24 protein-coding genes are annotated in these 25,880 nt (G+C 53.2%); 8 read left to right on the top strand and 16 right to left on the bottom strand.

The window, feature by feature from the left end; genetic code table 11:
• Positions 1 to 11: 11 nt before the first annotated feature.
• From cdsA to rpsB, 7 genes are all read right to left on the bottom strand, one after another.
• Positions 12 to 869, bottom strand: coding sequence for a phosphatidate cytidylyltransferase (cdsA, locus tag SK38_RS13245; protein WP_003829174.1), 858 nt, complete (start codon positions 867 to 869; stop codon positions 12 to 14).
• A gap of 12 nt (positions 870 to 881) precedes the next feature.
• Positions 882 to 1,640 carry a (2E,6E)-farnesyl-diphosphate-specific ditrans,polycis-undecaprenyl-diphosphate synthase gene (gene ispU, locus SK38_RS13250; RefSeq protein WP_008786266.1) on the bottom strand — a complete coding sequence of 253 codons (759 nt, stop codon included), beginning with the start codon at positions 1,638 to 1,640 and terminating at the stop codon, positions 882 to 884.
• Between the two features lie 187 nt (positions 1,641 to 1,827).
• Positions 1,828 to 3,024 (bottom strand): 1-deoxy-D-xylulose-5-phosphate reductoisomerase, encoded by a 1,197-nt coding sequence (gene ispC, locus SK38_RS13255; protein ID WP_048236101.1) that lies wholly within the window; start codon positions 3,022 to 3,024, stop codon positions 1,828 to 1,830.
• Positions 3,025 to 3,207: 183 nt separating this feature from the next.
• A complete protein-coding gene (frr, locus tag SK38_RS13260) occupies positions 3,208 to 3,765 on the bottom strand; it encodes a ribosome recycling factor (RefSeq protein WP_003018547.1) in 558 nt (185 codons plus the stop codon).
• A gap of 139 nt (positions 3,766 to 3,904) precedes the next feature.
• Positions 3,905 to 4,630 (bottom strand): UMP kinase, encoded by a 726-nt coding sequence (gene pyrH, locus SK38_RS13265; RefSeq protein ID WP_003018549.1) that lies wholly within the window; start codon positions 4,628 to 4,630, stop codon positions 3,905 to 3,907.
• Positions 4,631 to 4,775: 145 nt separating this feature from the next.
• Positions 4,776 to 5,627, bottom strand: a complete 852-nt coding sequence (gene tsf / locus SK38_RS13270; RefSeq protein ID WP_003018551.1) for a translation elongation factor Ts — start codon at positions 5,625 to 5,627, stop codon at positions 4,776 to 4,778.
• 136 nt (positions 5,628 to 5,763) lie between these two features.
• Entirely contained in the window at positions 5,764 to 6,489 is a 726-nt protein-coding gene (gene rpsB, locus SK38_RS13275) for a 30S ribosomal protein S2 (RefSeq protein ID WP_003018553.1), read from the bottom strand.
• 449 nt (positions 6,490 to 6,938) lie between these two features.
• Here rpsB and map point away from each other — a divergent pair, with 449 nt between their 5' ends.
• The 4 genes from map to SK38_RS13295 all read left to right on the top strand — a co-directional run bounded on the left by map (position 6,939) and on the right by SK38_RS13295 (position 11,871).
• Positions 6,939 to 7,733, top strand: a complete 795-nt coding sequence (gene map, locus SK38_RS13280) for a type I methionyl aminopeptidase (protein ID WP_003829182.1) — start codon at positions 6,939 to 6,941, stop codon at positions 7,731 to 7,733.
• Positions 7,734 to 7,846: 113 nt separating this feature from the next.
• Complete coding sequence (gene glnD / locus SK38_RS13285; protein WP_003829184.1) at positions 7,847 to 10,519, top strand: bifunctional uridylyltransferase/uridylyl-removing protein GlnD; 2,673 nt, start codon at positions 7,847 to 7,849, stop codon at positions 10,517 to 10,519.
• Positions 10,520 to 10,550: 31 nt separating this feature from the next.
• A complete protein-coding gene (gene dapD, locus SK38_RS13290) occupies positions 10,551 to 11,375 on the top strand; it encodes a 2,3,4,5-tetrahydropyridine-2,6-dicarboxylate N-succinyltransferase (protein ID WP_003829186.1) in 825 nt (274 codons plus the stop codon).
• 109 nt (positions 11,376 to 11,484) lie between these two features.
• Positions 11,485 to 11,871, top strand: a complete 387-nt coding sequence (locus SK38_RS13295) for a DUF3461 family protein (protein WP_005132126.1) — start codon at positions 11,485 to 11,487, stop codon at positions 11,869 to 11,871.
• Positions 11,872 to 11,958: 87 nt separating this feature from the next.
• On the opposite strand, the gene cdaR is transcribed toward SK38_RS13295, so the two are convergent.
• The 3 genes from cdaR to dgt all read right to left on the bottom strand — a co-directional run bounded on the left by cdaR (position 11,959) and on the right by dgt (position 16,345).
• Complete coding sequence (gene cdaR, locus SK38_RS13300) at positions 11,959 to 13,116, bottom strand: DNA-binding transcriptional regulator CdaR (protein WP_003829189.1); 1,158 nt, start codon at positions 13,114 to 13,116, stop codon at positions 11,959 to 11,961.
• A 148-nt stretch (positions 13,117 to 13,264) separates the two neighbouring features.
• A complete protein-coding gene (gene degP, locus SK38_RS13305) occupies positions 13,265 to 14,698 on the bottom strand; it encodes a serine endoprotease DegP (protein ID WP_003829191.1) in 1,434 nt (477 codons plus the stop codon).
• Between the two features lie 129 nt (positions 14,699 to 14,827).
• A complete protein-coding gene (gene dgt / locus SK38_RS13310; protein ID WP_048236102.1) occupies positions 14,828 to 16,345 on the bottom strand; it encodes a dGTPase in 1,518 nt (505 codons plus the stop codon).
• Positions 16,346 to 16,428: 83 nt separating this feature from the next.
• Here dgt and mtnN point away from each other — a divergent pair, with 83 nt between their 5' ends.
• The 3 genes from mtnN to SK38_RS13325 are packed head-to-tail and all read left to right on the top strand — an operon-like array spanning position 16,429 to position 18,581.
• Positions 16,429 to 17,127 (top strand): 5'-methylthioadenosine/S-adenosylhomocysteine nucleosidase, encoded by a 699-nt coding sequence (gene mtnN, locus SK38_RS13315; protein ID WP_003829195.1) that lies wholly within the window; start codon positions 16,429 to 16,431, stop codon positions 17,125 to 17,127.
• Positions 17,120 to 17,920: a vitamin B12 ABC transporter substrate-binding protein BtuF gene (gene btuF, locus SK38_RS13320; RefSeq protein WP_003829197.1), complete on the top strand. Its 801-nt coding sequence runs from the start codon at positions 17,120 to 17,122 to the stop codon at positions 17,918 to 17,920. Before mtnN ends, btuF begins: the two co-directional genes overlap by 8 nt.
• 37 nt (positions 17,921 to 17,957) lie before the next feature.
• Positions 17,958 to 18,581, top strand: coding sequence for a TRIC cation channel family protein (locus SK38_RS13325; RefSeq protein ID WP_003829199.1), 624 nt, complete (start codon positions 17,958 to 17,960; stop codon positions 18,579 to 18,581).
• Between the two features lie 119 nt (positions 18,582 to 18,700).
• Here the strand turns inward: SK38_RS13325 and erpA are convergent, their stop codons facing one another.
• The 3 genes from erpA to clcA are packed head-to-tail and all read right to left on the bottom strand — an operon-like array spanning position 18,701 to position 20,548.
• Entirely contained in the window at positions 18,701 to 19,045 is a 345-nt protein-coding gene (erpA, locus tag SK38_RS13330) for an iron-sulfur cluster insertion protein ErpA (RefSeq protein WP_032942401.1), read from the bottom strand.
• Complete coding sequence (yadW, locus tag SK38_RS25000) at positions 19,038 to 19,103, bottom strand: small protein YadW (protein WP_122973801.1); 66 nt, start codon at positions 19,101 to 19,103, stop codon at positions 19,038 to 19,040. The genes erpA and yadW overlap by 8 nt, the downstream gene beginning before the upstream one ends.
• Positions 19,104 to 19,126: 23 nt before the next feature.
• On the bottom strand, positions 19,127 to 20,548 hold the full coding sequence (gene clcA, locus SK38_RS13335) for a H(+)/Cl(-) exchange transporter ClcA (RefSeq protein WP_008786259.1): 1,422 nt from the start codon (positions 20,546 to 20,548) through the stop codon (positions 19,127 to 19,129).
• Between the two features lie 168 nt (positions 20,549 to 20,716).
• Here clcA and hemL point away from each other — a divergent pair, with 168 nt between their 5' ends.
• Positions 20,717 to 21,997 (top strand): glutamate-1-semialdehyde 2,1-aminomutase, encoded by a 1,281-nt coding sequence (gene hemL, locus SK38_RS13340; RefSeq protein WP_008786258.1) that lies wholly within the window; start codon positions 20,717 to 20,719, stop codon positions 21,995 to 21,997.
• A 113-nt stretch (positions 21,998 to 22,110) separates the two neighbouring features.
• On the opposite strand, the gene fhuB is transcribed toward hemL, so the two are convergent.
• The 3 genes from fhuB to fhuC are packed head-to-tail and all read right to left on the bottom strand — an operon-like array spanning position 22,111 to position 25,852.
• The gene (gene fhuB, locus SK38_RS13345; RefSeq protein WP_156183268.1) at positions 22,111 to 24,150 is read right to left on the bottom strand and encodes a Fe(3+)-hydroxamate ABC transporter permease FhuB; all 2,040 of its coding nucleotides are present in this window, start codon (positions 24,148 to 24,150) and stop codon (positions 22,111 to 22,113) included.
• 14 nt (positions 24,151 to 24,164) lie between these two features.
• Positions 24,165 to 25,055, bottom strand: a complete 891-nt coding sequence (fhuD, locus tag SK38_RS13350; protein WP_048236104.1) for a Fe(3+)-hydroxamate ABC transporter substrate-binding protein FhuD — start codon at positions 25,053 to 25,055, stop codon at positions 24,165 to 24,167.
• The gene (gene fhuC, locus SK38_RS13355; RefSeq protein WP_003829206.1) at positions 25,055 to 25,852 is read right to left on the bottom strand and encodes a Fe3+-hydroxamate ABC transporter ATP-binding protein FhuC; all 798 of its coding nucleotides are present in this window, start codon (positions 25,850 to 25,852) and stop codon (positions 25,055 to 25,057) included. Before fhuC ends, fhuD begins: the two co-directional genes overlap by 1 nt.
• Positions 25,853 to 25,880 lie beyond the last annotated feature (28 nt).

Genomic DNA, 25,880 nt, shown 5'->3' on the forward strand with positions numbered 1-25,880 from the left:
AAGACCATCCGTTAGAGCGTCCTGAACACCAGTAACAACAGGCAGGCAAAGACCGGTACCGCAGCCGTCAGGCTATCAATACGATCCAGAATACCGCCGTGTCCTGGAATTAAGTGACCACTGTCCTTAATACCTGCTTCACGCTTAAACATACTCTCGGTCAGGTCACCCAGCACGGAGGCCAGGGCTGCAACGATGGAGCAAATGAGCAAGGTGACAGGCGCAACTTCAAGATTCGCCCACATGCCATAACCCCATGAGATCACGGCCGCAGTGGCGAGTCCGCCAATAAAACCCTGCCAGGTTTTACCAGGAGAAACCTTCGGTGCCAGCTTATGTTTGCCAAACAGCTTACCAAACATATACGCACCAGAGTCCGCTCCCCAAACGAGGATCATGACATACAGCAGCCATAGCGCGCCACTATAATGATTCTCATCATAGTGCCATGCACGTAGCGCCAGCATTCCCCAAAAGAACGGGACAATGGTTAACACGCCGAAAATTATGCGTAATGTTTTGGAATTACGCCAGACCGACGCAGAACCTGGGTAAAACAATACCAGTAACAGCGCTACGACCCACCAGCCCAGCGACGCCCACAGCGATACTTCAACCAGCGGTTGATGGATATCGCGATGGTACTCTGGCAGCAAAAATAGCATCAGTGCCAGCAATAGCCCGCACAAAACCGCCAGCCAGACTCGCTGCGTACGCGTGGTAAAACCGCTTAACTGTCCCCATTCCCAGGCGGCCAACATACAGACGACCAACGTAACAATGGCGAACCCCACCGGCGGCAGCAAAAACAGCGCCGCGATGACAACGGGTATTAAAACAAAAGCAGAAATCAGGCGATACTTCAGCAAAAGCGACCCCCATCAGGCTTTTTCATCACCGGGTTCGGTGCCGCCGAAACGACGCTCACGATTAGCAAAGGCATGCAGCGCACCTTCAAAGTCTTGTTCATCGAAATCGGGCCAGAGAACATCGGTAAAGTAAAGTTCGGCGTAGGCAATTTGCCACAACAGAAAATTACTAATTCGGTGCTCTCCCCCAGTCCTTATCACTAAATCCACAGGAGCCAGCTCATGCATACAAATTTGCTGCCCAAGCATCTCTTCATCGATTTGCTCAGGATGCAGCACACCGTCCTGCACCTGTTGTGCCAGTTGCCTGACTCCCTGGACAATATCCCACCGTCCACCGTAATTCGCTGCAATATTCAGCGTCAACCCGGTATTCTGGGCGGTAATCGCTTCTGATTTGCGAATCCGTTCTTGCAAACGTGAGTTAAATCGACTGATATCCCCGATAATACGCAGGCGTACGTTATGGCGATGCAGGTTTTTCACTTCGCTATCAAGTGCCCACACAAACAGTTCCATTAACGCGCTCACTTCCTGCGCAGGTCGGTTCCAGTTCTCACTGCTAAAGGCATACAGCGTTAACGCATCAATACCGTTATTTGCAGCAAAAGAGACAGCCCGGCGGACGGATTTTGCTCCAGCCTTATGCCCAAAGGCGCGAATCTTCCCTTGCTTTTTCGCCCAGCGGCCATTGCCATCCATGATAATTGCGACATGGCGACAACCATGTGCTGGCAAATTTTCGCTTAATGGTTTAGTTGCAGACAACATAACGCGTTATTAGTCCCTGAAAGGATTTACGGTACTCAGGAATACTGAAGCCTATCCACAAAAAAGCCGTGTCAAACCACGGCTTACCCGACCGAAAAAAAGCAAATACCCGCGATCGGGTGGCGCAGACTATATCACTGAAGCCCAACGCTAACAAATAGCACGATTCTCCGTAGAGGGATTATCATCAGCTTGAGAGTCGCATCACTTCTTTTCTGGCGACTTCCCGCGCGATGGCATCGACCTTCAACACGTCGTCAACACTCTGTGGTTCCTGCAAATCCATCTTATCCAGTACAGATAAATTGAGATCGGCAATATCGGTAAATCGGATCTGCTGCGCCAGGAATGCGGCAACGGTAATTTCATTCGCGGCATTGAGTGCGGTCGTCGCCGCCTGACCTTGCTCAAACGCGTCCATCGCCAGTTTCAGGCACGGATAACGCTGGTAATCAGGTGCGGAAAACGTCAACGCACTGAGTTTGCAAAAGTCGACAGGCTTAACACCGGACGTCACACGTTCTGGCCATGCCATCGTATGGGCAATAGGTGTACGCATATCAGGTTCACCCAACTGCGCCAGAACACTACCATCCTGATAACGGACCATCGAATGAATAACCGACTGCGGATGAATCAGCACTTCCATCTGGCTTGCGCTGGCATTAAATAACCAACGCGCTTCAATGTATTCCAGACCTTTGTTCATCATGGTGGCGGAATCGACAGAGATTTTTCGTCCCATCGACCAATTCGGATGACGGCATGCCTGATCGGGGGTCATAGAGACCAGATCGCGCAATGGCGTTTCACGGAATGGGCCACCAGACCCGGTAAGCAGAACTGACATGACGCCGTTTTGCTCAAGGTCAGCGTATCCCAGATTGTGTTGGATAGGTTGCGGTAAACTCTGAAAAATCGCGTTATGCTCGCTATCTACCGGCAAAAGCTGCGCTTTGTGGCGTTTCACATCGTCCATAAACAGACGACCGCAGGTCACCAGGGATTCTTTATTCGCCAGCAAAATGCTTTTGCTCGCACGAATTGCCGCCAGCGTCGGCAGCAAACCCGCTGCGCCGACAATCGCCGCCATGACCTGATCAACATCATCCAGCGCAGCCATATCACAGGCAGCCTGCTGCCCGCTCATCACCTCGGTATGGCTACCCTGTGCCAAAAGAGCAGCTTTTACCTGTGCCGCGCTTTTTTCATCATCCATTACCGCATAGCGAGGCGCAAACTCCAGGCATTGCTCTACCATACGGGCAACATTTTTACCCGCCACCAATGCAGCAACACGAAATTTTTCCGGGTTATGGCGTACTACATCCAGCGTACTGCAACCAATGGAACCGGTTGATCCCAGGATGGTTAATTGCTTCATCGGACATCCAGAAGAATTTTACTCGCCATACTTCAAGTTGCATGTACGTTGGCTTTAATCGGCCTTTGGCGTCACCGCCTTCCTGCAACTTGAATTATTTAGAGTATGTAGACAGAAAAAAGCAAAACGCCGCCATCCAGCCTTCTCAGGCCTTCTAAGCGGCGTTTTTAGCGTACAGGCGAATCAGAACTGCATCAGTTCTGCTTCTTTCTCTGCCAGCGCCGCATCAACTTTTTTGATTGCTGCGTCAGTCAGTTTCTGTACGTCGTCCTGAGAACGGCGATCGTCATCTTCGCTGATCTCTTTTTCTTTCAACAACGCTTTCACTTTGTCGTTTGCATCGCGGCGTACGTTACGTACCGCAACACGCGCGCCTTCAGCTTCACCACGTACGATCTTGGTCAGATCTTTACGACGTTCTTCGGTCAGCGGCGGCAGCGGAACGCGGATGTCAGAGCCCGCAGAGCTTGGATTCAGACCGAGGTCGGAAGCCATGATTGCTTTCTCAACGGCTGGACCCATAGAACGGTCAAATACGTTGATTTTCAGGGTACGGGAATCTTCAACCGTTACGCTTGCCAGCTGGCGCAGCGGAGTCGGCGTGCCGTAATATTCCACGACAATACCATCCAGCAGGCTAGGAGAAGCACGACCCGTGCGAATTTTGCTGATTTGGTTTTTGAACGCTTCGACGCATTTGTCCATGCGTACTTCAGCATCTTTTCTGATATCGTTGATCACGTTACGAATCCTTGAAAGCTTGTTTCAGTCAGACCATACCCGCCACGCAAGATGTGACAAGTATAGTCTTGATTAATTTTGAGGGACGTATCCCGCGACATTAAAGCGGAATATTACCTGCATTTAGCCGCAACGGGAATTATTCCGTGATTAACGTGCCTTCTTTTTCACCCATAACAACACGGCGCAGTGCACCTGGTTTGTTCATGTTAAAGACACGAATCGGTAATTTGTGGTCACGAGCCAGCGTGAACGCGGCAAGATCCATTACTTTCAGCTCTTTATCCAGCACTTCAGTGTAGGTCAACTGTTCGTACATAGTCGCCGTTGGATCTTTAGCCGGGTCGGCAGTAAATACGCCATCGACTTTGGTGGCTTTCAGAACCACATCCGCTTCAATTTCAATACCGCGCAGGCAGGCTGCAGAATCGGTGGTGAAGAACGGATTGCCGGTACCCGCAGACAAAATAACAACGCGGTTGTTACGCAGCAGGCTGATAGCTTCGGCCCAGCTGTAGTTATCACACACGCCGTTCAGAGGAATTGCGGACATCAAGCGAGCGTTCACATAGGCGCGGTGAAGCGCATCGCGCATCGCCAGACCGTTCATTACGGTGGCTAACATGCCCATGTGGTCGCCCACAACGCGGTTCATCCCCGCTTTCGCCAGACCAGCGCCACGGAACAGGTTACCACCACCAATCACTACGCCAACCTGAATACCCAGCTCAACCAGCTCTTTGATTTCCTGAGCCATGCGGTCGAGGATGCTTGCATCAATACCGAAGCCTTCTGAACCTTGCAGAGCTTCGCCACTTAACTTAAGCAGAATACGTTTGTAGACGGGTTTTGCATTGGTAGCCATGTTTCTTTCCTGAGACTGTCAACGAATGAGATGAGTTAATTCCGGCGACATTGTATGTCGCTTTTCAGCATGACCACTATAGCGGTTCGCTGAATTTACAAGCCAGACACAAAAAGAAGCCGCCCTCAGGCGGCTCCTTTAAAAATTAAGACTGCTTGGACATTGCAGCAACTTCTGCTGCAAAGTCAGTCTCAACTTTCTCGATGCCTTCACCCACTTCAAAGCGGATGAAACCAGTTACGTCAGCGTTATGCTCTTTCAGCAGCTGACCAACAGATTTGCTCGGTTCCATGACGAAAGGCTGACCGGTCAGAGAAACTTCGCCGGTGAATTTCTTCATGCGGCCTTCAACCATTTTCTCTGCGATTTCTTTCGGCTTGCCAGACTGCATAGCGATGTCCAGCTGAACCTGGTATTCTTTTTCTACCACTTCAGCGGAAACGTCTTCCGGTTTAACGAATTCTGGTTTGCTTGCAGCAACGTGCATTGCCAGCTGTTTAACCAGTTCTTCGTCAGCGCCAGTTGCAGCAACCAGAACACCGATACGAGCACCGTGCTGGTAGTTACCCAGAACTTCGCCTTCCAGGGAAGCAACGCGACGGATGTTGATGTTCTCACCGATTTTAGCAACCAGAGCAACACGTTCTTCTTCGAACTGTGCTTTCAGAACTTCAACGTCAGTGATTTTGCCAGCAACGGCAGCGTCCAGTACTTTGTCAGCAAATGCCTGGAAACCAGCATCTTTAGCAACGAAGTCAGTCTGGCAGTTAACTTCCAGAATGAAAGCGATGTTGCCGTCGATTTTGGTTTTGATTACGCCGTCAGCAGCAACGTTGCCTGCTTTTTTCGCCGCTTTGATTGCACCGGACTTACGCATGTTTTCGATTGCCAGCTCGATGTCGCCATTAGCTTCAGTCAGTGCTTTTTTGCAATCCATCATGCCTGCGCCAGTACGCTCACGCAGCTCTTTTACCAGGGATGCGGTAATTTCAGCCATTCTAAAATCCTCGGAAGATTTGATCTGCCCGGCATGAAACCGCACAGATTTAAAAGTGAAAAAGGGGGCCATATACAGGCCCCCTAACCAAACGTGATACTACCTGGTCTATAAGGGCTCTAACGAGCGTGCCTTATTATTCAGCTTCTACGAAGCTTTCTTCCGCCTGGGAAGCCAGATCCTGAGAACGGCCTTCACGAACGGTAGTAGCTACAGCGCCCAGGTACAGGGTCACAGCACGGATTGCGTCGTCGTTACCCGGGATAACGAAGTCAACACCGTCCGGATCAGAGTTGGTATCAACGATAGCAAATACTGGGATACCCAGGTTGTTTGCTTCTTTGATAGCAATGTGCTCGTGGTCAGCATCGATTACGAACAGAGCGTCCGGCAGACCGCCCATGTCTTTGATACCGCCCAGGCTGTTTTCCAGTTTCTCAAGCTCACGAGTACGCATCAGCGCTTCTTTCTTGGTCAGCTTTTCGAAAGTACCGTCCTGAGACTGAGTTTCCAGATCTTTCAGACGTTTGATGGACTGACGAACGGTTTTCCAGTTAGTCAGCATACCGCCCAGCCAGCGATGGTTCACGAAGAACTGGTCGCAGCTGTTAGCAGCTTCTTTCACCGCTTCGCTTGCAGCGCGTTTAGTACCAACGAAAAGGATTTTACCTTTACGAGCAGAGATCTTGTTCAGTTCAGCCAGAGCTTCGTTGAACATCGGTACAGTTTTCTCAAGGTTGATGATGTGAACTTTGTTACGCGCACCGAAGATGAACGGCTTCATTTTCGGGTTCCAGTAACGGGTCTGGTGACCGAAGTGAACACCAGCCTTGAGCATGTCGCGCATGGAAACAGTTGCCATGATTAAAACCTCTATATATAAAAGTTGGGGTTAAGCCTCCACGCATCCCATATTACCGACCCCAAAGGGCACCCCGGAATATGTGCCGATACGTGTGTGTTGTTACACAAAGTGAGATTTGTCGCTCCCGTCCATCGTGTGTAGTCTTCGAATGGATCGGAAGTCCGGCGCGCTTTATACCACAAATACGCCACCGACACCAATAATTGTTGGCGGTCTGTGCTGAATGAACGATGAATTTCGTGTTACAGGAAGGCGGCAAATTTTTGAATCCCCGGGAGCTTACAACCAGTAAGTGACTGGGGTGAAAAAATGTAGCCAACGCATCTGTGGCACGAAAGGCGAAGTTCAGAATGATTCTCAATTTGGCAGGGTACACCCCAGACTGATACCATTGGCAGCACTTAAACAATTATTGCCGATATCATCGGCACTGATGGACAGAATTTATGGCTATCTCAATCAAGACCCCTGAAGAAATCGAAAAAATGCGCGTCGCTGGCCGCCTGGCCGCTGATGTACTGGAAATGATCGCGCCGTTTGTTAAACCGGGCGTCAGCACCGGCGAGCTGGATCGCCTCTGTAATGACTACATCGTGAATGAGCAGCAGGCTATTTCCGCCTGCCTGGGCTATCACGGCTATCCGAAATCCGTATGTATCTCTATTAATGAAGTCGTGTGCCACGGGATCCCAGACGACGCCAAACTTCTGAAAGACGGCGACATCGTCAACATCGACGTAACCGTGATTAAAGACGAGTACCACGGCGATACCTCCAAGATGTTTATCGTCGGCAAACCTACTATTCTGGGCGAGCGTCTGTGCCGCGTCACACAGGAAAGCCTGTACCTGGCGCTGCGGATGGTAAAACCGGGCATTCGCCTGCGCACGCTGGGCGCTGCAATTCAGAAATACGCGGAAGGCGAAGGTTTCTCTGTTGTTCGTGAATACTGCGGTCACGGTATCGGTCGCGGCTTCCATGAAGAGCCACAGGTTCTGCACTACGATGCAGACGACGGTGGTGTGGTACTGCAGCCGGGCATGACGTTCACCATAGAACCGATGCTGAATGCCGGTGATTACCGCATCCGCACCATGAAAGACGGCTGGACGGTGAAAACCAAAGACCGGAGCTTGTCTGCACAGTACGAGCATACTATTGTAGTGACGGAAAACGGCTGTGAAATTCTGACGTTACGCAAGGATGACACCATCCCGGCGATCATCACACACGGCGAATAATGTTTTGCCTGATGGCGATGCATTCGCATCTTATCAGGCCTACAAATTGTACTACTTAGTAGGCCGGATAAGGCGTTCACGCCATCATCCGGCTTTTTAATGGGTGGCGCATAATGAATACACTTCCTGAACAGCACGCAAATACTGCCCTCCCCACCCTGCCTGGCCAACCGCAAAACCCAGGGACATGGCCACAGCAAGATCTCAACTGCTCCGGTATTAAAGCGCATATCGACACCTTCCAGAACTGGTTAGGCGAAGCGTTTGACAGTGGAATTTCCGCAGAACAGCTCATTGAGGCCCGCACCGAATTTATTGACCAACTGCTACAGCGTTTGTGGATAGAAGCTGGGTTCGGGCAAATAGCCGATCTGGCGCTGGTTGCCGTTGGTGGCTACGGACGAGGCGAATTGCACCCGCTTTCCGATATTGACCTGCTGATCCTGAGTCGTAAAAAGCTGCCTGATGCGCAGGCCGAGAAAGTCGGTGAGCTGTTAACGCTGCTATGGGACGTGAGGCTGGAGGTTGGGCATAGCGTGCGTACGCTGGAAGAGTGTCTGCTGGAAGGATTGTCAGATTTAACCGTCGCCACCAACCTGATTGAAACACGCTTGCTGATCGGCGATGTGGCGCTGTTTCTGGAGCTGCAAAAGCATATTTTTAGCGAAGGTTTCTGGCCTTCCGACAAGTTTTACGCCGCTAAAGTGGAAGAGCAGAATCAGCGCCACCAGCGCTATCACGGCACCAGCTACAACCTGGAGCCGGACATCAAAAGCAGTCCCGGCGGCCTGCGCGATATCCATACCCTGCAATGGGTGGCGCGTCGCCATTTTGGCGCCACCTCACTGGACGAAATGGTCGGCTTCGGCTTTTTGACACTGGCTGAACGCGCCGAGCTGAATGAATGTTTGCATATCCTGTGGCGGATTCGCTTCGCCCTGCATCTGGTCGTTAGTCGATACGACAACCGCCTGCTGTTTGACCGCCAGCTCAGCGTGGCGCAAAGGCTAAACTACGGCGGCGAAGGCAACGAGCCTATCGAGCGGATGATGAAAGACTATTTCCGCGTCACCCGACGGGTCAGCGAACTGAATCACATGCTGTTGCAACTGTTCGACGAGGCGATCCTCGCCATGCCCGCCGATGAAAAACCGCGCCCGATTGATGACGACTTCCAACTACGCGGCACGTTGATCGATCTGCGCAACGACGATCTGTTTATCCGCAAACCAGAAGCGATACTGCGGATGTTTTACATCATGGTGCGTAACAGCGCGATCAGCGGGATTTACTCCACCACGCTGCGCCATTTGCGTCATGCCCGCCGTCATTTAACGCAGCCGCTGTGCTACATCCCGGAAGCGCGATCGCTGTTTCTCAGCATGTTACGCCATCCGGGCGCGGTGAGCCGCGGTCTGCTGCCGATGCATCGCCACAGCGTGTTGTGGGCCTATATGCCGCAATGGTCGCATATTGTCGGCCAAATGCAGTTTGACCTGTTTCATGCCTATACGGTGGATGAACACACCATCCGCGTAATGCTCAAGCTGGAAAGTTTTGCTAACGAAGAGACCCGTCAGCGCCATCCGCTGTGTGTGGATCTATGGCCGCGTCTGCGACAGCCGGAGTTGATTCTGATTGCCGCGCTGTTCCACGATATCGCCAAAGGTCGCGGCGGCGATCACTCGGTACTCGGCGCTCAGGATGTGCTCAAGTTCGCCGAACTGCACGGCCTGAATTCCCGCGAAACGCAGCTGATCGTGTGGCTGGTGCGCCAGCATTTGCTGATGTCGGTGACCGCTCAGCGCCGCGATATTCAGGATCCCGAAGTAATTAAGCAATTCGCCGAAGAGGTACAAACGGAACACCGTCTGCGCTTTTTGGTGTGTCTGACCGTCGCGGATATTTGCGCCACCAACGAAACGCTGTGGAATAGCTGGAAGCAAAGCCTGCTACGTGAGCTGTACTTTGCAACGGAAAAACAACTCCGTCGTGGCATGCAAAATACGCCGGATATGCGTGAGCGTGTACGCCATCATCAGCTTCAGGCGCTGGCGCTACTGCGGATGGACAACATTGATGAAGAAGCGTTGCACCACATCTGGTCACGCTGTCGCGCCAACTACTTCGTGCGTCACAGCCCAAATCAGCTGGCCTGGCATGCGCGCCATCTGTTGCAACACGATCTCAGCAAGCCGCTGATCCTGCTCAGCCCACAGGCCACGCGCGGCGGGACAGAAATTTTCATCTGGAGCCCTGACCGCCCTTACCTGTTTGCCGCCGTCTGCGCCGAACTGGACAGGCGTAATCTTAGCGTCCACGATGCGCAGATTTTCACTACCCGCGATGGGATGGCGATGGATACGTTCATCGTACTGGAACCGGACGGCAGCCCGCTGTCTTCAGACCGACATGAAGCGATCCGTTTTGGACTGGAACAGGCCATCACGCAGCGCAGTTGGCAGCCACCGCAACCGCGTCGCCAGCCGGCAAAATTACGCCACTTTACCGTCGATACTGAAGTTACCTTTTTGCCGACCCATACCGACCGAAAATCATTCCTGGAGCTTATCGCTCTCGACCAGCCCGGCCTGCTGGCGCGGGTCGGGCAGATTTTTGCCGATCTGGGAATTTCGCTGCATGGCGCCCGAATTACAACCATTGGCGAGCGAGTAGAAGATTTATTCATAATAGCCACCGCCGACCGGCGCGCCCTTAATAATGAGCTGCAGCAGGAAGTGCATCAACGGTTGACAGAGGCCCTCAATCCAAACGATAAAGGGTGATGTTTTTATTTATTATGGAAAGAGTTTAACAATGCAGCAGTTACAGAACGTTATTGAGTCCGCTTTCGAGCGCCGTGCCGACATTACTCCGGCAAATGTAGATACCGTAACCCGCGAAGCGGTGAATCAGGTTATTTCTTTACTGGATTCCGGTGCACTGCGCGTCGCAGAGAAGATTGAGGGTCAGTGGGTCACACATCAGTGGCTGAAAAAGGCGGTCCTGCTCTCTTTCCGTATTAACGATAATCAGGTCATCGAAGGTGCGGAAAGCCGTTACTTCGATAAAGTACCGATGAAATTCGCCAACTACGACGAAGCGCGCTTCCAGAAGGAAGGTTTCCGCGTGGTTCCGCCTGCGGCCGTGCGTCAGGGTGCGTTTATCGCCCGTAACACCGTGCTGATGCCATCTTACGTAAACATCGGCGCTTATGTTGATGAAGGTACGATGGTTGATACCTGGGCGACAGTCGGTTCCTGTGCGCAAATCGGTAAAAACGTACACCTGTCCGGTGGCGTTGGCATCGGCGGCGTACTGGAGCCGTTGCAGGCTAACCCAACCATCATCGAAGACAACTGCTTCATCGGCGCACGCTCTGAAGTGGTTGAAGGCGTGATCGTCGAAGAAGGTTCTGTTATCTCCATGGGCGTGTACATCGGTCAGAGCACCCGTATTTACGATCGCGAAACTGGCGAAGTGCATTACGGTCGCGTTCCGGCAGGCTCCGTGGTCGTCTCCGGCAACCTGCCGTCGAAAGATGGTAAATACAGCCTGTACTGCGCGGTGATTGTGAAGAAAGTCGATGCCAAAACGCGTGGCAAAGTGGGAATCAACGAACTGTTGCGCACTATCGACTAACAGCGATTTGAAAAAGCGGGCTTAGCCCGCTTTTTTTACATCTGCGAGTGGCATAAACAAGGCTTTTCGTTAATTATTCAATGGTTATAGTGAGCTTAAGGGTACCGCTATGTATGACAATCTGAAAAGTCTGGGCATTACTAATCCTGAAGAGATCGATCGTTACAGCCTGCGGCAAGAAGCCAACAACGATATCCTGAAAATCTATTTCCAAAAGGATAAAGGCGAGTTTTTTGCCAAGAGCGTGAAGTTCAAATATCCCCGTCAGCGCAAAACGGTGGTAGCTGATGGCATCGGCCAGGGTTACAAAGAAGTGCAGGAGATCAGTCCCAACCTGCGCTATGTGATCGATGAACTGGATCAGATCTGCCAGCGCGATCGCAGCGAAGTCGATCTTAAACGCAAGATCCTTGATGATTTACGTCATCTCGAAAGCGTCGTGACCAACAAGATCAGCGAAATTGAAGCCGATCTGGAAAAACTGACGCGTAAATAACCGCGCGTGAATGTATTCGTAAGCCGGGTAAGGCGAAGCCGCCACCCGGCATTTTGCCTGATAAGCGTAGCGCCATCAGGCAATTAATCAATGCTGTTCATCCAGTTGTAACGCCACATACAGCAGCAGTCTGTCGTCAAAATTCCCCAGATCCAGCCCGGTCAGTTCTGAAATACGATTCAGGCGATATTCCAGCGTATTGCGGTGAATAAACAGTGCCTTTGAGGTCGCCAGCGGCTGGACGTTATGACGAAACCATGCCGCCAATGTCCGACGCAGCAACCCATTGTTATCCATCGCTTTCAGCCTCACCAACGGACGCGCCAGCTCATTGGCCTGCCAGCCACCGCGCAGGCTGTCCAGCAGCACTGGCAACATCAAATCCTGATAGAAATAGCTACGGCTTTCCGGCATCCGCTGTTTACCGACCATCATGGTGGTGCGCGCCGTACGATACGAACGGGCAATGCTACCAGGCCCGGTAAAATAGTTGCCCAGCGACACGCGAAAACGCAGCTGTCCGTTCTCTTTCATGCGGGCAATAAGCTGCTCAACCCGCTTACGATGATCTTCAGCGTCCCAGCGGCCAAACTGATTGAGCGCCGGTTTCAGCACCACCATCTCGGTCAGAGAGACAATCGCAATCAGATTATTACGTTCGGGTGTGGTCAACGCATTCTGCAATTGCTGTAACTCCGCCATCGCACTGTCAACGCCAAGCTGGCCACTATCGACCTCCAACACCGCCACCACGCGCGGCTGGTTCAAATCAATGCCTAAACGCTGGGCCCATTCCATCAGCGCTGGCGTATTCTCTTCCGCCTGAATCAGGTTCATCACCAGCTCTTCACGCAGACGGCTATCCTGCGCTAACAGATGCATCAAGCGCGACTGTTCCAGCATCATTTCGGCGGTCATACATACTAACTCGCCGTATTTGCGCAGATGCTCCGGCTCGCCGGTAAGGCCGATAACGCCAACGATTTCGCCTTCCAGACGTAGAGGCAGGTTTATCCCCTGTCGTACACCGTGCAAGTGACGTGCCACCGCATCGTCGATATCGACCACCCGACCCTGCGAAAGCACCAGCAGCGCGCCTTCGTGCAATTCACCAATACGTTCGCGATCGCCGCTGCCGATTATCCGCCCACGGGCATCCATTACGTTGATATTGGTATCAATGATGCGCATGGTACGCGCCACGATATCCTGCGCCATTTTGGTATCAAGATGCCAACCAGCCATAAACCCCTCCTGTGAGCAGAGCTCAAGCATAGGGAAGATAATAAGCGGCGACATTGTGCAAATGCACAAAGCGAAAGGGAGAAGTATGGAGTTGTGGGAAGTATCACAAAAAGAAACCCCTTCCTGTGCAGGAAGGGGTTGAGGGAGATTACTGCATCAACAGATAGATGGAGCTGTCACCGCGCTGAATATTCAGCGCCAGTACAGCCGGTTTGCTGTCGAGGATTTTGCGCAGTTCAGCGATGTTTTTCACCGGCTGCTGGTTCGCGCCGATAATCACATCCCCTTTCTTCAGGCCAATCTGTGCAGCCGGAGAATTCGGTTTCACGTCGCTTACCACGACACCTTTGTCCTGGCCTTTGTTGCTCATATCGGCACCTTCGATGCCTTTAAAGATAGAGCTGGAGTCAACCTGAGTCTGGCTGCTCTGCTGCAATTCCAGGTTCACGGTGACCGGCTTACCGTCACGCAGCAGACCCAGGGTGATTTTGCTGCCAACCGGCATCGTACCGACCTGCGCACGCAGGGCGGCGAAGCTGCTGATAGGTTTGCCGTTCAGGGAGGTAATCACATCCCCGGCTTTAATCCCCGCTTTCGCTGCGGAAGAGTTCGGCATCACCTGGCTGACGAATGCGCCACGCTGAGCGTCAACTTTCATCGCTTTCGCCAGCTCAGAGCTCAGCTCGGTACCCATAATGCCCAGCTCACCGCGTTTAACCTGGCCAAACTCAACCATCTGCGAGGTCAGGTTTTTCACCATGTTGCTTGGGATCGCAAAACCGATACCGATGTTACCGCCGTCCGGCGCGAGGATCGCGGTGTTAATACCGATCAGCTCACCGTTCAGGTTGACCAGCGCACCACCGGAGTTACCCCGGTTGATCGCAGCATCCGTCTGGATAAAGTTCTCGTAGTTTTCCGCATTCAGGCCGCTACGGCCCAGTGCAGAAACGATACCGGAAGTCACCGTTTCACCGAGGCCAAACGGGTTACCAATTGCCACGGTGTAATCACCCACGCGCAGCGCATCGGAATCTGCCAGCTTAATCGCCGTCAGGTTTTTCGGATCCTGAATTTGGATCAGCGCGATATCGGAGCGCGGATCTTTACCCACGATCTTCGCGTCAAATTTACGACCATCGCTCAACTGAACTTTAATCACCGTGGCGTTATCTACCACGTGGTTATTGGTCACGACATACCCTTTCGCGGCATCAATAATTACGCCGGAACCGAGTGCCATAAATTTCTGCTGCTGGCCGCCGCCATTGTCAGCGCCCGGTGCGCCGCCCTGGCAGAACGGTGAACTCTGGAACGGAGAACCGTCCTGGCAGAACGGTGAATTATCACCGAAGAACTGCTGGAAATTACGCGGCATGCGCGGCGTATTTACCGTCGTGCTCCCCTCGACGTTAATACTTACCACCGATGGCATCACTTTTTCGAGCATCGGGGCCAGGCTTGGCATCTGTTGGGCGGTCATTGCTGAAGACGACGTCTCAGCCGCTGTAGCAGACAGGGGGGACAACGCCAAACCTAAACTCAGAGCCAGTGCACTCATTGCTAATGTGGTTTTTTTCATGTGTTTCGTTCTCGATTAACAGGTAACGCAAAATTGCTGTATACGTCAGAGTCGTTTTATAGCGCTAAGTTCCAGAATTAAGTTTAAGGAAAAAGTAAAATTTTATTGGCCGTCTTTACAAATGAGTATTTATTGTTCTACGGCCATCAAGCGACGATATTCATCCCAGGCATACAAATCTGTCATTCCGCTGATATAATCCTGGATCAACCGGCAGCGATAATAATATTCCAGAACCGAATACTCGGCGCACCCCGTCGATATTTTACTAACCGCCTCAACATACGCAAGACGATGGCGGGTAGACAACTTCTGAAATAAACGGGACTCGATAGGAAAACGTTTTACTCTTTCATTGTCGACCAGTTCAGAAAAATCTGACTGAGACATTTTTAATAACGGCTGATAGATCTCCAGCAACCCGCTGATCACCCGATAGCCCTGTAATTCCAGTTGTTCAACATCCGGATGGCTAAACACATGTTTTACTGCCACATTTTTATAAACGCCCAGTAGCTGGCTGAAGCTACTGGCATCTTCTAGCAGCGCGTGATTAAAGCTGCCTTCATAAATCTGCGGCAAATTATCAATAAACCGCTGGGCCGCATACGGCACCAGTTTATTCAGCGTATTGACGCGTAAATACATAAAGAACTGATCTTCGGTACTCCGGCTTAATGTATTTGAACGTGATTTTTCCCAGGCGTTCTCAACAACCTGGATAAACAGGGAACCTTTTTCATGTTGCCCCCACGCCTCATGCAGATGGTGATAAAGCTGCTCGACGCTAAAGATTCTTTTCTCAACGGCATCTTCCAGATCCGCTACGCAATAAGAGATATCATCGGCAGCTTCCATAATCCAGGTTAATGGAAAGCGACTGTAAGGCGCTAATGATAATTCTTTACGCAACCGCTCAATATACGGTTCTTCAGAAAGGTAATAACCCGGCTTCTTCATTAAATAATTGTGTGTTTCGGGTGCACTGCCGCGCCACCACGCTGGACGGGTATATTTTAAAATACCGCCAACCTGCGCCCAGGTAAGGTTCATACGCATCAACGTATGCACAAGGCGAATACCCTGCGCATTGCCTTCAAAATGGCACAGGTCCTGGCGTACCTTACGGCGAATATCATTCAGCGACTCCTCGCCTTCACGCAACCGTAATGCCGCCACCTGGCAGCGGTCATCACTTAGGGGCTGACTTTCTGCGTCTGCGGGATACAGTCGCTGGCGGAACCAGTCATTAATCGCCGCTTCCCCAAAATGGCCAAACGGCGGATTACCAATGTCATGCATCAGGCAGGACATTTCGACAATACTCTCAAATGGCCCTGTCAGTTCATCCAGGCCATACTGCTCCAGCAGCTTTAGTTCTTTCAGTCGGCTGAGGATCTCTTTCGCGATATAGCGCCCAACCTGCTGAACTTCCATCGAGTGCGTCAAGCGCGTGCGTACTGCCGCATTACGCTCCAGCGGAAAGACCTGCGTTTTTTGTTGCAGTCGGCGAATTGCCGGAGAATTGATAATACGTCCGCGATCGCTTTCGAAAATACGCAGGATCTCATGCTCAGTCTTCACGCCCTGCGGCGAACGGTAACGACGATGCCAGTTTATTTTTTTTCGGAAATCGATCTGTGCCATGTCCTCTCCCGCCTGAGAAATGCGCTACCCCTTAAGCGCATGATAGACTATGCCCTCAAATCTGGCTTATCGCGAGTAAATCTATGAAAATCGGCATCATTGGTGCAATGGAAGAAGAAGTTACGCTGCTGCGTGACAAAATCGAAAACCGTCAGACCATCGCGCTCGGCGGTTGTGAAATTTACACCGGCCAACTGAACGGTACAGAGGTTGCGCTGCTGAAATCGGGTATCGGTAAAGTGGCTGCGGCACTGGGCGCTACGCTGCTGCTTGAACGCTGCAAGCCGGACGCCATCATTAATACCGGTTCTGCGGGTGGCCTGGCCTCTACGCTGAAAGTCGGGGATATCGTAGTTTCTGACGAAGCGCGCTATCACGACGCCGACGTCACTGCCTTTGGCTATGAATTTGGTCAACTACCGGGCTGCCCGGCTGGTTTTAAAGCCGATCCTGCGTTGATTGCTGCCGCAGAGTCTTGCATCGCCGAACTCAATCTGAACGCCGTTCGCGGACTTATCGTCAGCGGCGACGCATTCATTAACGGTTCCGTGGGGCTGGCTAAAATTAAGCATAACTTCCCACAGGCGATTGCCGTTGAGATGGAAGCGACCGCAATTGCGCACGTTTGCCACAACTTTAACGTGCCATTTGTCGTGGTTCGCGCTATCTCTGACGTTGCCGATCAGCAGTCCCATCTCAGCTTTGACGAATTCCTGGTGGTTGCCGCGAAGCAGTCAAGCCTGATGGTTGAAACGCTGGTACAGAAACTGGCGCATGGCTAAATTACTCTCCAGGGCGCTGGTCGCCCTGCTTTTCACTCTCCCGGCGTTCCTTTACGCCGCGCCGCGTGTTGTGACGCTTTCTCCTGCCAATACTGAACTCGCTTTTGCCGCTGGCATTACCCCCGTTGGCGTCAGCAGCTATTCAAACTACCCGCCAGAAGCCAAAAATATTGAGGAAGTCTCAACCTGGCAAGGGATGAATCTTGAACGTATTGTGGCGCTGAAACCTGATTTGGTCGTCGCCTGGCGCGGGGGAAATGCTGAGCGGCAGGTGAATCAACTGACCTCTCTGGGAATTAAGGTCATCTGGGTGGATGCCGTTACCATTGAGCAGGTTGCCGATGCGCTACGCCAATTAGCAGCATGGAGCCCCAAGCCTGAACAAGCTAAACAGGCGGCGCAAACCATGCTTGATGACTATGCTTTACTTAAATCTCAGTATGCCAACAAACCGAAAAAACGCGTGTTTCTCCAGTTTGGTGCCAATCCTCTGTTTACCAGTGGAAAAGGTTCTATTCAGCACGAAGTTCTTGAGGTATGCGGCGGAGAAAACATCTTTGCCGGTAGTCGGGTTCCCTGGCCGCAGGTTAGCCGTGAGCAGGTCCTGGCACGAGCCCCCCAGGCTATTGTTGCCACAGGCGGTCCGGGTGAAACTCTGAAAATTGAGCAATACTGGGGAAACCAGCTAAAAATACCCATTATTACACTTAATAGTGACTGGTTCGAACGCGCGAGCCCGCGTATTATCCTCGCCGCAAAACAACTCTGTAATGCGCTTTCACAGATAAATTAGCGCCTGCCCCCACCAGGTCTGTTGTGAGGATTTAAAAATGCTCGTCTATTGGCTTGATATTGTCGGCACCGCGGTATTTGCAATCTCTGGCGTATTACTGGCCGGAAAATTACGTATGGATCCGTTTGGCGTCCTGGTACTCGGCGTGGTTACTGCCGTTGGTGGTGGAACGATCCGCGATATGGCGCTGGATAATGGACCGGTTTTTTGGGTTAAGGATCCGACCGATCTGGTGGTGGCGATGATCACCAGCATGCTGACGATCCTGTTGGTACGTCAACCAAGACGCATACCGAAATGGATCCTTCCGGTGCTGGATGCCGTTGGTCTGGCTGTGTTCGTGGGTATTGGGGTCAACAAGGCATTTCTCGCAGGAACAGGGCCGCTGGTGGCGATTTGTATGGGGGTGATTACCGGCGTTGGTGGTGGGATCATTCGCGATGTGTTAGCTCGTGAAGTCCCGATGATTTTGCGCACCGAGATCTACGCCACAGCCTGTATTATCGGCGGGATCGTGCATGCGACAGCGTTTTATACCTTTGATGTTTCACTGGAAAACGCCAGTATGATGGGGATGATTGTCACCCTGCTGATTCGGCTTGCCGCCATTCGCTGGCATCTGAAATTGCCGACGTTTGCGCTGGATGATAACGGGCGTTGATAGGACGATACAGAACATGTAGGCCGGATAAGGCGTTTACGCCGCTATCCGGCACATTGCCCGGTGGCGCTACGCTTACCGGGCCTACAACATCAGACCATCAGTATTACAGACAGCAATCAGATGCTGAAAGAAGAACCACACCCGCAGGTGCTTTTCGCATTCGGGTTAGTCACAACGAAGCGGGAACCTTCCAGACCTTCGGTATAGTCAACCGCGCCGCCCACCAGATATTGCAGACTCATCGGATCAACGACCAGACCAACACCTTGTTTCTCAATGGTCATATCACCTTCATTGATCTGATCATCAAAGGTGAAACCGTACTGGAAACCGCTGCAACCACCGCCAGTGATATACACGCGTAATTTCAGATTCGGGTTATCTTCGTCAGCGATCAGGCTTTTAACTTTATTGGCTGCTGCTTCAGTAAATTGCAGTGGCAGCGCTACGTCATCACTCATATTTTGCTCCAAACGACATCGGCAATTGGGTAAATTTCAACCCAATATTTTGGGCCATTATCTAATACCCTGGTATTTCGTTCAAGTATTCTCGCCAGCGGCAGTACCCTGGCTTTTTGCCGCCTGCTCCGCTTCCTGTTTTGCCAGCGTACGAGCCAGGATAGTCGAGTATAGCGGCTTTCCGCCCATAAATTGGGCTAATAGTGTTGCGCCAAGACAGGTAATAATCATTGGCAAAATGAGCTGATAGTTATCGGTCATCTCCAGCACCAGTACAATACCTGTTAGCGGCGCACGCACCGAAGCAGCCAACAAAGCCCCCATTCCGGCAATGGCAAAGGTTCCGGCCTCCAGGTGATACTGCGGAAAAGAGGCCGCCGCAGCCATACCGAACGCCGTACCAAGCAACGTCCCCAACGCCAGCATCGGGGCAAAGATCCCACCGGGCGCGCCGGATGAGAAGCACAGCAGCGTGGTGACGACCCGGGTGATAAATATAAACAGCAGTAGACCGACGCTAAAATTGCCTGCTGCGGCAATCGGGATCAGATTAAAGCCACCGCCTGCCGCTTCAGGTTGAATTAATCCCAGGATACCGCACAGACCGCCGATCGCGCCGCCCATCAGCACCCATTTTTTAATTTCACCGCCGTGAAAGCGCTGGAACATATCCTGGGTGCGCAACACCATGGTGTTGAACAATGGCCCGACACAGCCAAAAATAAGCCCGAGCACGAGATACAGCCACAGCGTATTCACCGGCGCATTAGACAGTTTCCCGACTTCAATTATCGGGGCTTCACCGTTGAAAACACGAAACACAATGCTCGACATAATAACGCCGGTAAACACGGCTTTGATCGACACAAGGTTATAGCGAAACTGCGGGCGCATCTCTTCAATGATGAACAGGATCCCCGCCAGCGGAGCGTTAAACGCCGCCGAAAGGCCCGCAGCCGCACCGGTAGCCAATAAGGTATGCCGCGCTTCGGCGCTACGCATGCGGAAAATATCCAGCACCATGCGCCCGAGGTTACCGCCAATCTGCACGGTCGGACCTTCACGCCCAAGCACCATGCCAGCACCCAGCGTGCCCATGCCGCCGATAAATTTCACCGGCAGGACACGCCACCAACGCACAGGTCGCAGCTCTTCCAGCGCACCTTCAATCTCTGGGATCCCCGAACCACCGGCTTCCGGCGCAAATTTACGCACCAGGAAATAGCCGACCATCGCCAGCAACGCCGAGAGAATAAACGCCAGCGGCCACAGCAGAATGTCATGGTCCGCAACCTGAGCCAGCGTGCCAATGCGCTGATTCTGCACCCAGGTCACCGCTTTCTCAAATGCCACGCCAACAAGCCCTGTCACAGTACCCACTACTGCAGCCATCAACAGGATCGCCAACGGCGTTTTGTCTCGTTCCAGGAGACGACGAATTTGATCCCTGCGGCGTAAACGCACAATTTGCTGTGCTTCAAAAGAGGGAGTGTCTGTCTTCATCAGATGATCATTAATTGGTAATACAAATACGGAATCGGCATTCTACTCGCACATTTCGCGAAAATCCCCTGCAAATCGCATTGTTTCAAATGCGTAAAACTTTCATAACCTTCTCTGAATAACTAGAATAGCGGGCATTTACTTTTTCTACGAACCAGGACCCCATCCATGAGTAAGTCTGAAAATCTCTACAGCGCAGCACGCGAACTTATCCCAGGCGGCGTTAACTCCCCCGTTCGCGCCTTTACTGGCGTGGGTGGTACTCCGCTGTTTATCGAAAAAGCGGACGGCGCGTATCTGTACGATGTCGATGGTAAAGCCTATGTCGATTACGTCGGTTCCTGGGGACCGATGGTACTGGGTCACAACCACCCGGCAATCCGTAATGCGGTGATTGAAGCTGCGGAGCGCGGTTTAAGCTTCGGTGCACCGACCGAGATGGAAGTGAAAATGGCGGCGCTGGTCACCGAATTAGTGCCGACCATGGACATGGTGCGCATGGTGAACTCCGGTACGGAAGCGACAATGAGCGCAATCCGTCTGGCGCGCGGTTTCACCGGTCGCGATAAAATCATCAAATTTGAAGGCTGCTACCACGGCCATGCCGACTGCCTGCTGGTTAAGGCTGGTTCAGGCGCATTAACGCTGGGCCAGCCGAACTCCCCAGGCGTTCCGGCCGATTTCGCGAAACACACCCTGACCTGCACCTACAACGATCTCGCTTCAGTACGTGCGGCATTTGAACAGTATCCGCAGGAGATTGCGTGCATCATCGTTGAGCCGGTTGCCGGCAACATGAACTGCATCCCGCCGCTGCCGGAATTCCTGCCGGGCCTGCGTGCGCTGTGCGATGAGTTTGGCGCACTGTTGATCATCGATGAAGTGATGACCGGTTTCCGCGTAGCGCTGGCCGGAGCACAGGATTATTACGGCGTCGTGCCGGATCTGACCTGCCTCGGTAAAATCATCGGTGGCGGAATGCCCGTTGGCGCATTCGGCGGTCGCCGCGATGTGATGGACGCACTGGCGCCGACCGGTCCGGTTTACCAGGCGGGGACGCTTTCCGGTAACCCGATCGCGATGGCGGCAGGTTATGCCTGTCTGACTGAAGTCGCCCAACCGGGTATTCATGAAACGCTGAACGAACTGACGACGCGTCTGGCGGAAGGTCTGTTGGAAGCTGCCGAAGAAGCGAATATTCCGCTGGTGGTTAACCATGTGGGCGGGATGTTCGGGATTTTCTTCACAGATGCAGAAACCGTAACCTGCTATCAGGATGTGATGGCATGCGACGTCGAACGCTTCAAGCGCTTCTTCCACATGATGCTGGATGAAGGAATTTATCTGGCGCCGTCTGCTTTCGAAGCGGGCTTTATGTCCGTGGCGCACAGTGAAGACGATATCAATAACACCATCGACGCCGCGCGCCGGGTGTTTGCGAAGTTGTAAAAAAGAGAACGTGCAGAAATGTAGGCCGGGTAAGGCGAAGCCGCCACCCGGCTTTTTTATTGCCGGATGTCGACGCAAAGCGTCTTATCCGGCCTACATGAAAGGGGTCAGCCTCAGCGACTCTGCTTTCTCAGCAGATAGATAAAGTACGGCGCACCAATAAACGTCGACAATAATCCCGCCGGGATCTGATACGGAAACAGCACCATCCTGCCGCACCAGTCAGCAAAGACCAGCAACACGCCACCCGCCAGCGCCGAAATCAGCATATGCGGCATCGCCCGGCGAAAACCCATCATACGGGCAATATGCGGAGCCATCAGCCCGACAAAGCTCAACGGTCCAATAGTCATGGTGGCTGTCGCCGTCAGCCCTGCCGCCAGCAGCAGTAACCCCACGCGTGATGGCGTGATAGCCATACCGACAGCCCGCGCCGTATCGCCGCCTAGCGGTAAAATTGTTAGCCAACGGCGGCACAGTGGCGTCATCGCCAGCAGAATCACCATCACAATCCCGGTACGCAGTACCTGCTCTCCGCTCGCGTTATAGGTTGAACCAGAAATCCAGGTCAACACGCCCGCCATGCGCGGATCGCCGCTGGCTTGCAGCATCATCAGCAGCATAGTAAAGGCCGTACTGAGCGCCATACCGGCCAACAGCATACGGTGCGGTGAAAAACCACCGCGCCCGGCAGCTATCATAATGATAAGCAGAGTAGCCGCGGCCCCGAGGCTTCCGGCAGGCAGCAGCCAGCCAAAAGCATTTCCGGGGACCAAAAACAGCATGAGCACCACGCCAAATGCCGCACCGGAGCTAATGCCCAGCACTTCCGGGCTGGCCATCGGGTTGCCCGTCAGACGTTGAATAATACAGCCCGCTACCGCCAGCATCACCCCGGCAATCAGGGCCGCCAGAATGCGAGGCCAGCGCCAGGGCATCAGCTCATCCAGCATCGCGCCGCTAGCCCATGTCCAGCCATGTGCGTCGCGGCCAAACGACAGCGCCACCACGAGGGTTAGCAGCAAGATTACGCCACCCGCCAGCGCAAACATCAGCACATTCTGACGCTCAGCGGCGATGCGATTACTGGCGTTCATATCCGGGGCGCTCATACTCCTCAAGCGCGGCAACAACCACAGTAGCAACGGTGCGCCAATCAACGCCGTCACTGAACCGGTGGAGACTTCCATCCATACGCGGGTCAGCCACAGAATGATTTGGTCGGAGAGCCAGAGGATCAACGCACCAATCAGCGGGGCCAGTACCAGACGTGCCAGCAAACGACGCGCACCGAGCATTTTCGCCAGCAGCGGTGCAAACAGGCCAATAAAGCCGATAATCCCAACCGCGTTAACCAGTAAGGCGCTGATGACAATGGCCAGCGATAACGCCGCCAGACGTGCCAGCGACAGCGCCAGACCGAGGTTGCGCGCCACGCCGTCATCCAGTCCCATCAGCGTCATTGGGCGTAATAACAACAGAGTCAGCATCACACCGCCCAACAGCTGCGGCCACAGACGCTGTACGCCGCTCCAGTCGGTTTGCGTTAACGTGCCGCTGCTCCATAAAAACATGCTTTGCAGCTGATCGTGATGGAAGATAACCATCAACTGGTTAATCGCCCCGCAGTACAGGCTGACCACCAGCCCGGCAAGGATTAACGTCACCGGAGAAAGACGCTTGCCCCAGGCAACGCCAAACACCAGCGCCCCAACGACACATGCTCCCGCCAGCGCCGCAAATTGCGTGGTCAGCGCACCAGGAATAGCCCACAGCGTGGTAACCGTAATGCCCAACTGCGCACCAGTCGCAACGCCCAGCGTGGTTGGCTCCGCCAGCGGGTTACGCAACACCTGCTGAAACAACACGCCGACCAGACCCAGCCCGGCGCCGACCAATAGCGATATCGCCAGCCTCGGCAGCAGGCTATAGTGAAAAACCATCTGCTCAATGATGTCGATATCCGGTGACCAGATAGCCTGTTGCCACTGACTGCGCGGTAGCGCAACGGAGAAGTTAACCCATGTCAGCCAGCAGGCAGCAACAAACAGCACCAACAACAGCAACGCCGGATGGCGGCTTCGCCTTATCCGGCCTACAAAGCGCCCAAACCGTAGGTCGGATAAAGCGCTTTTCGCGCCGCCATCCGGCATTTCAAGTTTCCTGCTCACGCTTTGCCTCCCAACGCATTATCCAGAATACGGGCAAAATGCATGGCCGATAGCGTTGCGCCATAGAACCAAACGGCAGGCACACGTTGAAAACGTCCGCCACGGACAAACGGCATTGCCTGCCATAATGGCGTAGACATCAGCGCAGCCATCTCTTTATCGTTGCCGTGATCAAAGCACAGCACATCGACATCCTTATAAGCAGCCAGACGGTCAATACTCACGGCAGTGCTGCCCCAGAAGTTTGTTTCTCCCTGCCAGGCGTTAGGGATCCCATATTCGTCCAGTACGTCCTGGAACAGGCTGTTTGAACCAAACACCAGCATATGCCGCGAATCAAGCAGGGATGTCAGGAGCACGGGACGCGCGCCGCGTTGCATAAAGCGCGGTTTCAGGCTGGCGATAAAATGATCGTACTCAGTCAAATGGCGTTCAGCAGAAGCTTGCAGATTGAACAATTGCGCCATTTCCTGCAGCGACTGTCGCGCAACGGCCAGCGGCTTTTTGCCATCGCTGAAGTTAAATCCCCGGCCAGGTGCAATCCGCGCCAGCTTTTCAGGGGAAGGACCGTAACCTGCCGACCAGAGCAGAAATGAGGGCTTCATTTCGGTCAGCAGTTCGAGATTGGGTTCCGTACGTAGCCCGACGTCAATTACCGAGTCCGGCAGAGGAGGCTCACTGACCCACAGCTTGTAGTTAGGGATGTCTGCGATGCCATACGGCGTAATACCCAGCGCCAGCAGCAGCTCTACCGGCAGCCATTCCAGCGCTACAATGCGCTGGGGATCAACCGCCGCGGCGTGCGCCGCATTCATCCGCCACAGCAGAGGCGACAGCGCCATCGCCGTAAGCAGCCGCCGACGAGTAATATGATGTAATCCGATCATTAATAGACAAAACTCACGGGTGCGGCACCGGCCGGATGCGGCAAAATGCCCATCGGGATACCGTAAATTTGTTCCAGAGTTTCACTGCGCATAAGTTCAGCAGGCGTTCCTTGAGAAATCATCTCACCGCCGCGCAGCGCAACGAGGTAATCGCAGTAACGGGCCGCCATATTGATATCATGCAGCACCGCAACCACCGTCAGCCCGCGCTGCTGGCTTAAGCGGTGCACCAGCGCCAGCACGTCAACCTGATGGGCGATATCCAGCGCGGAAGTCGGTTCATCAAGCAGCAGACAGCGGCTGTCCTGTGCCACCAGCATGGCAATCCACGCGCGTTGGCGTTCCCCACCGGACAGGCTATCGACCAGACGGTGCGCCAGCGGCTTTAAACCTACCAGCGAAATTGCTTCTTCTACTTTCTCTCTGTCGGCAACGCCAAAACGCCCCAGCGCCCCGTGCCACGGATAACGACCAATCGCCACCAGTTCGCGTACCGTCATCCCTTCTGCCTGCGGCAGCTGTTGCGGCAGATAGGCGACCTTGCGGGCAAACGCTTTACTACTCCAGCTCTCCAGCGGCTGTTCGTCGAGCAGGATTTCACCTTCTGACGGCGGCTGATGACGTCCCAGCATTTTCAATAATGTCGATTTACCGGAACCGTTGTGGCCGATAAGGCCAGTCACTTTCCCTACAGGAAAAGTTAATGAGAGAGGATGCAAAAGCGTGCGGCCAGGCACACGAAAGGAGACATTACGCAACGCAAAAGTGGTGTCGGGATGGGATCTGTTTTCCTGCATAGCAGCCAACTTGTAAAACGGGCACGCA

The organism is Citrobacter sp. MGH110 (assembly GCF_001037515.1).
Lineage (GTDB): Bacteria > Pseudomonadota > Gammaproteobacteria > Enterobacterales > Enterobacteriaceae > Citrobacter > Citrobacter portucalensis.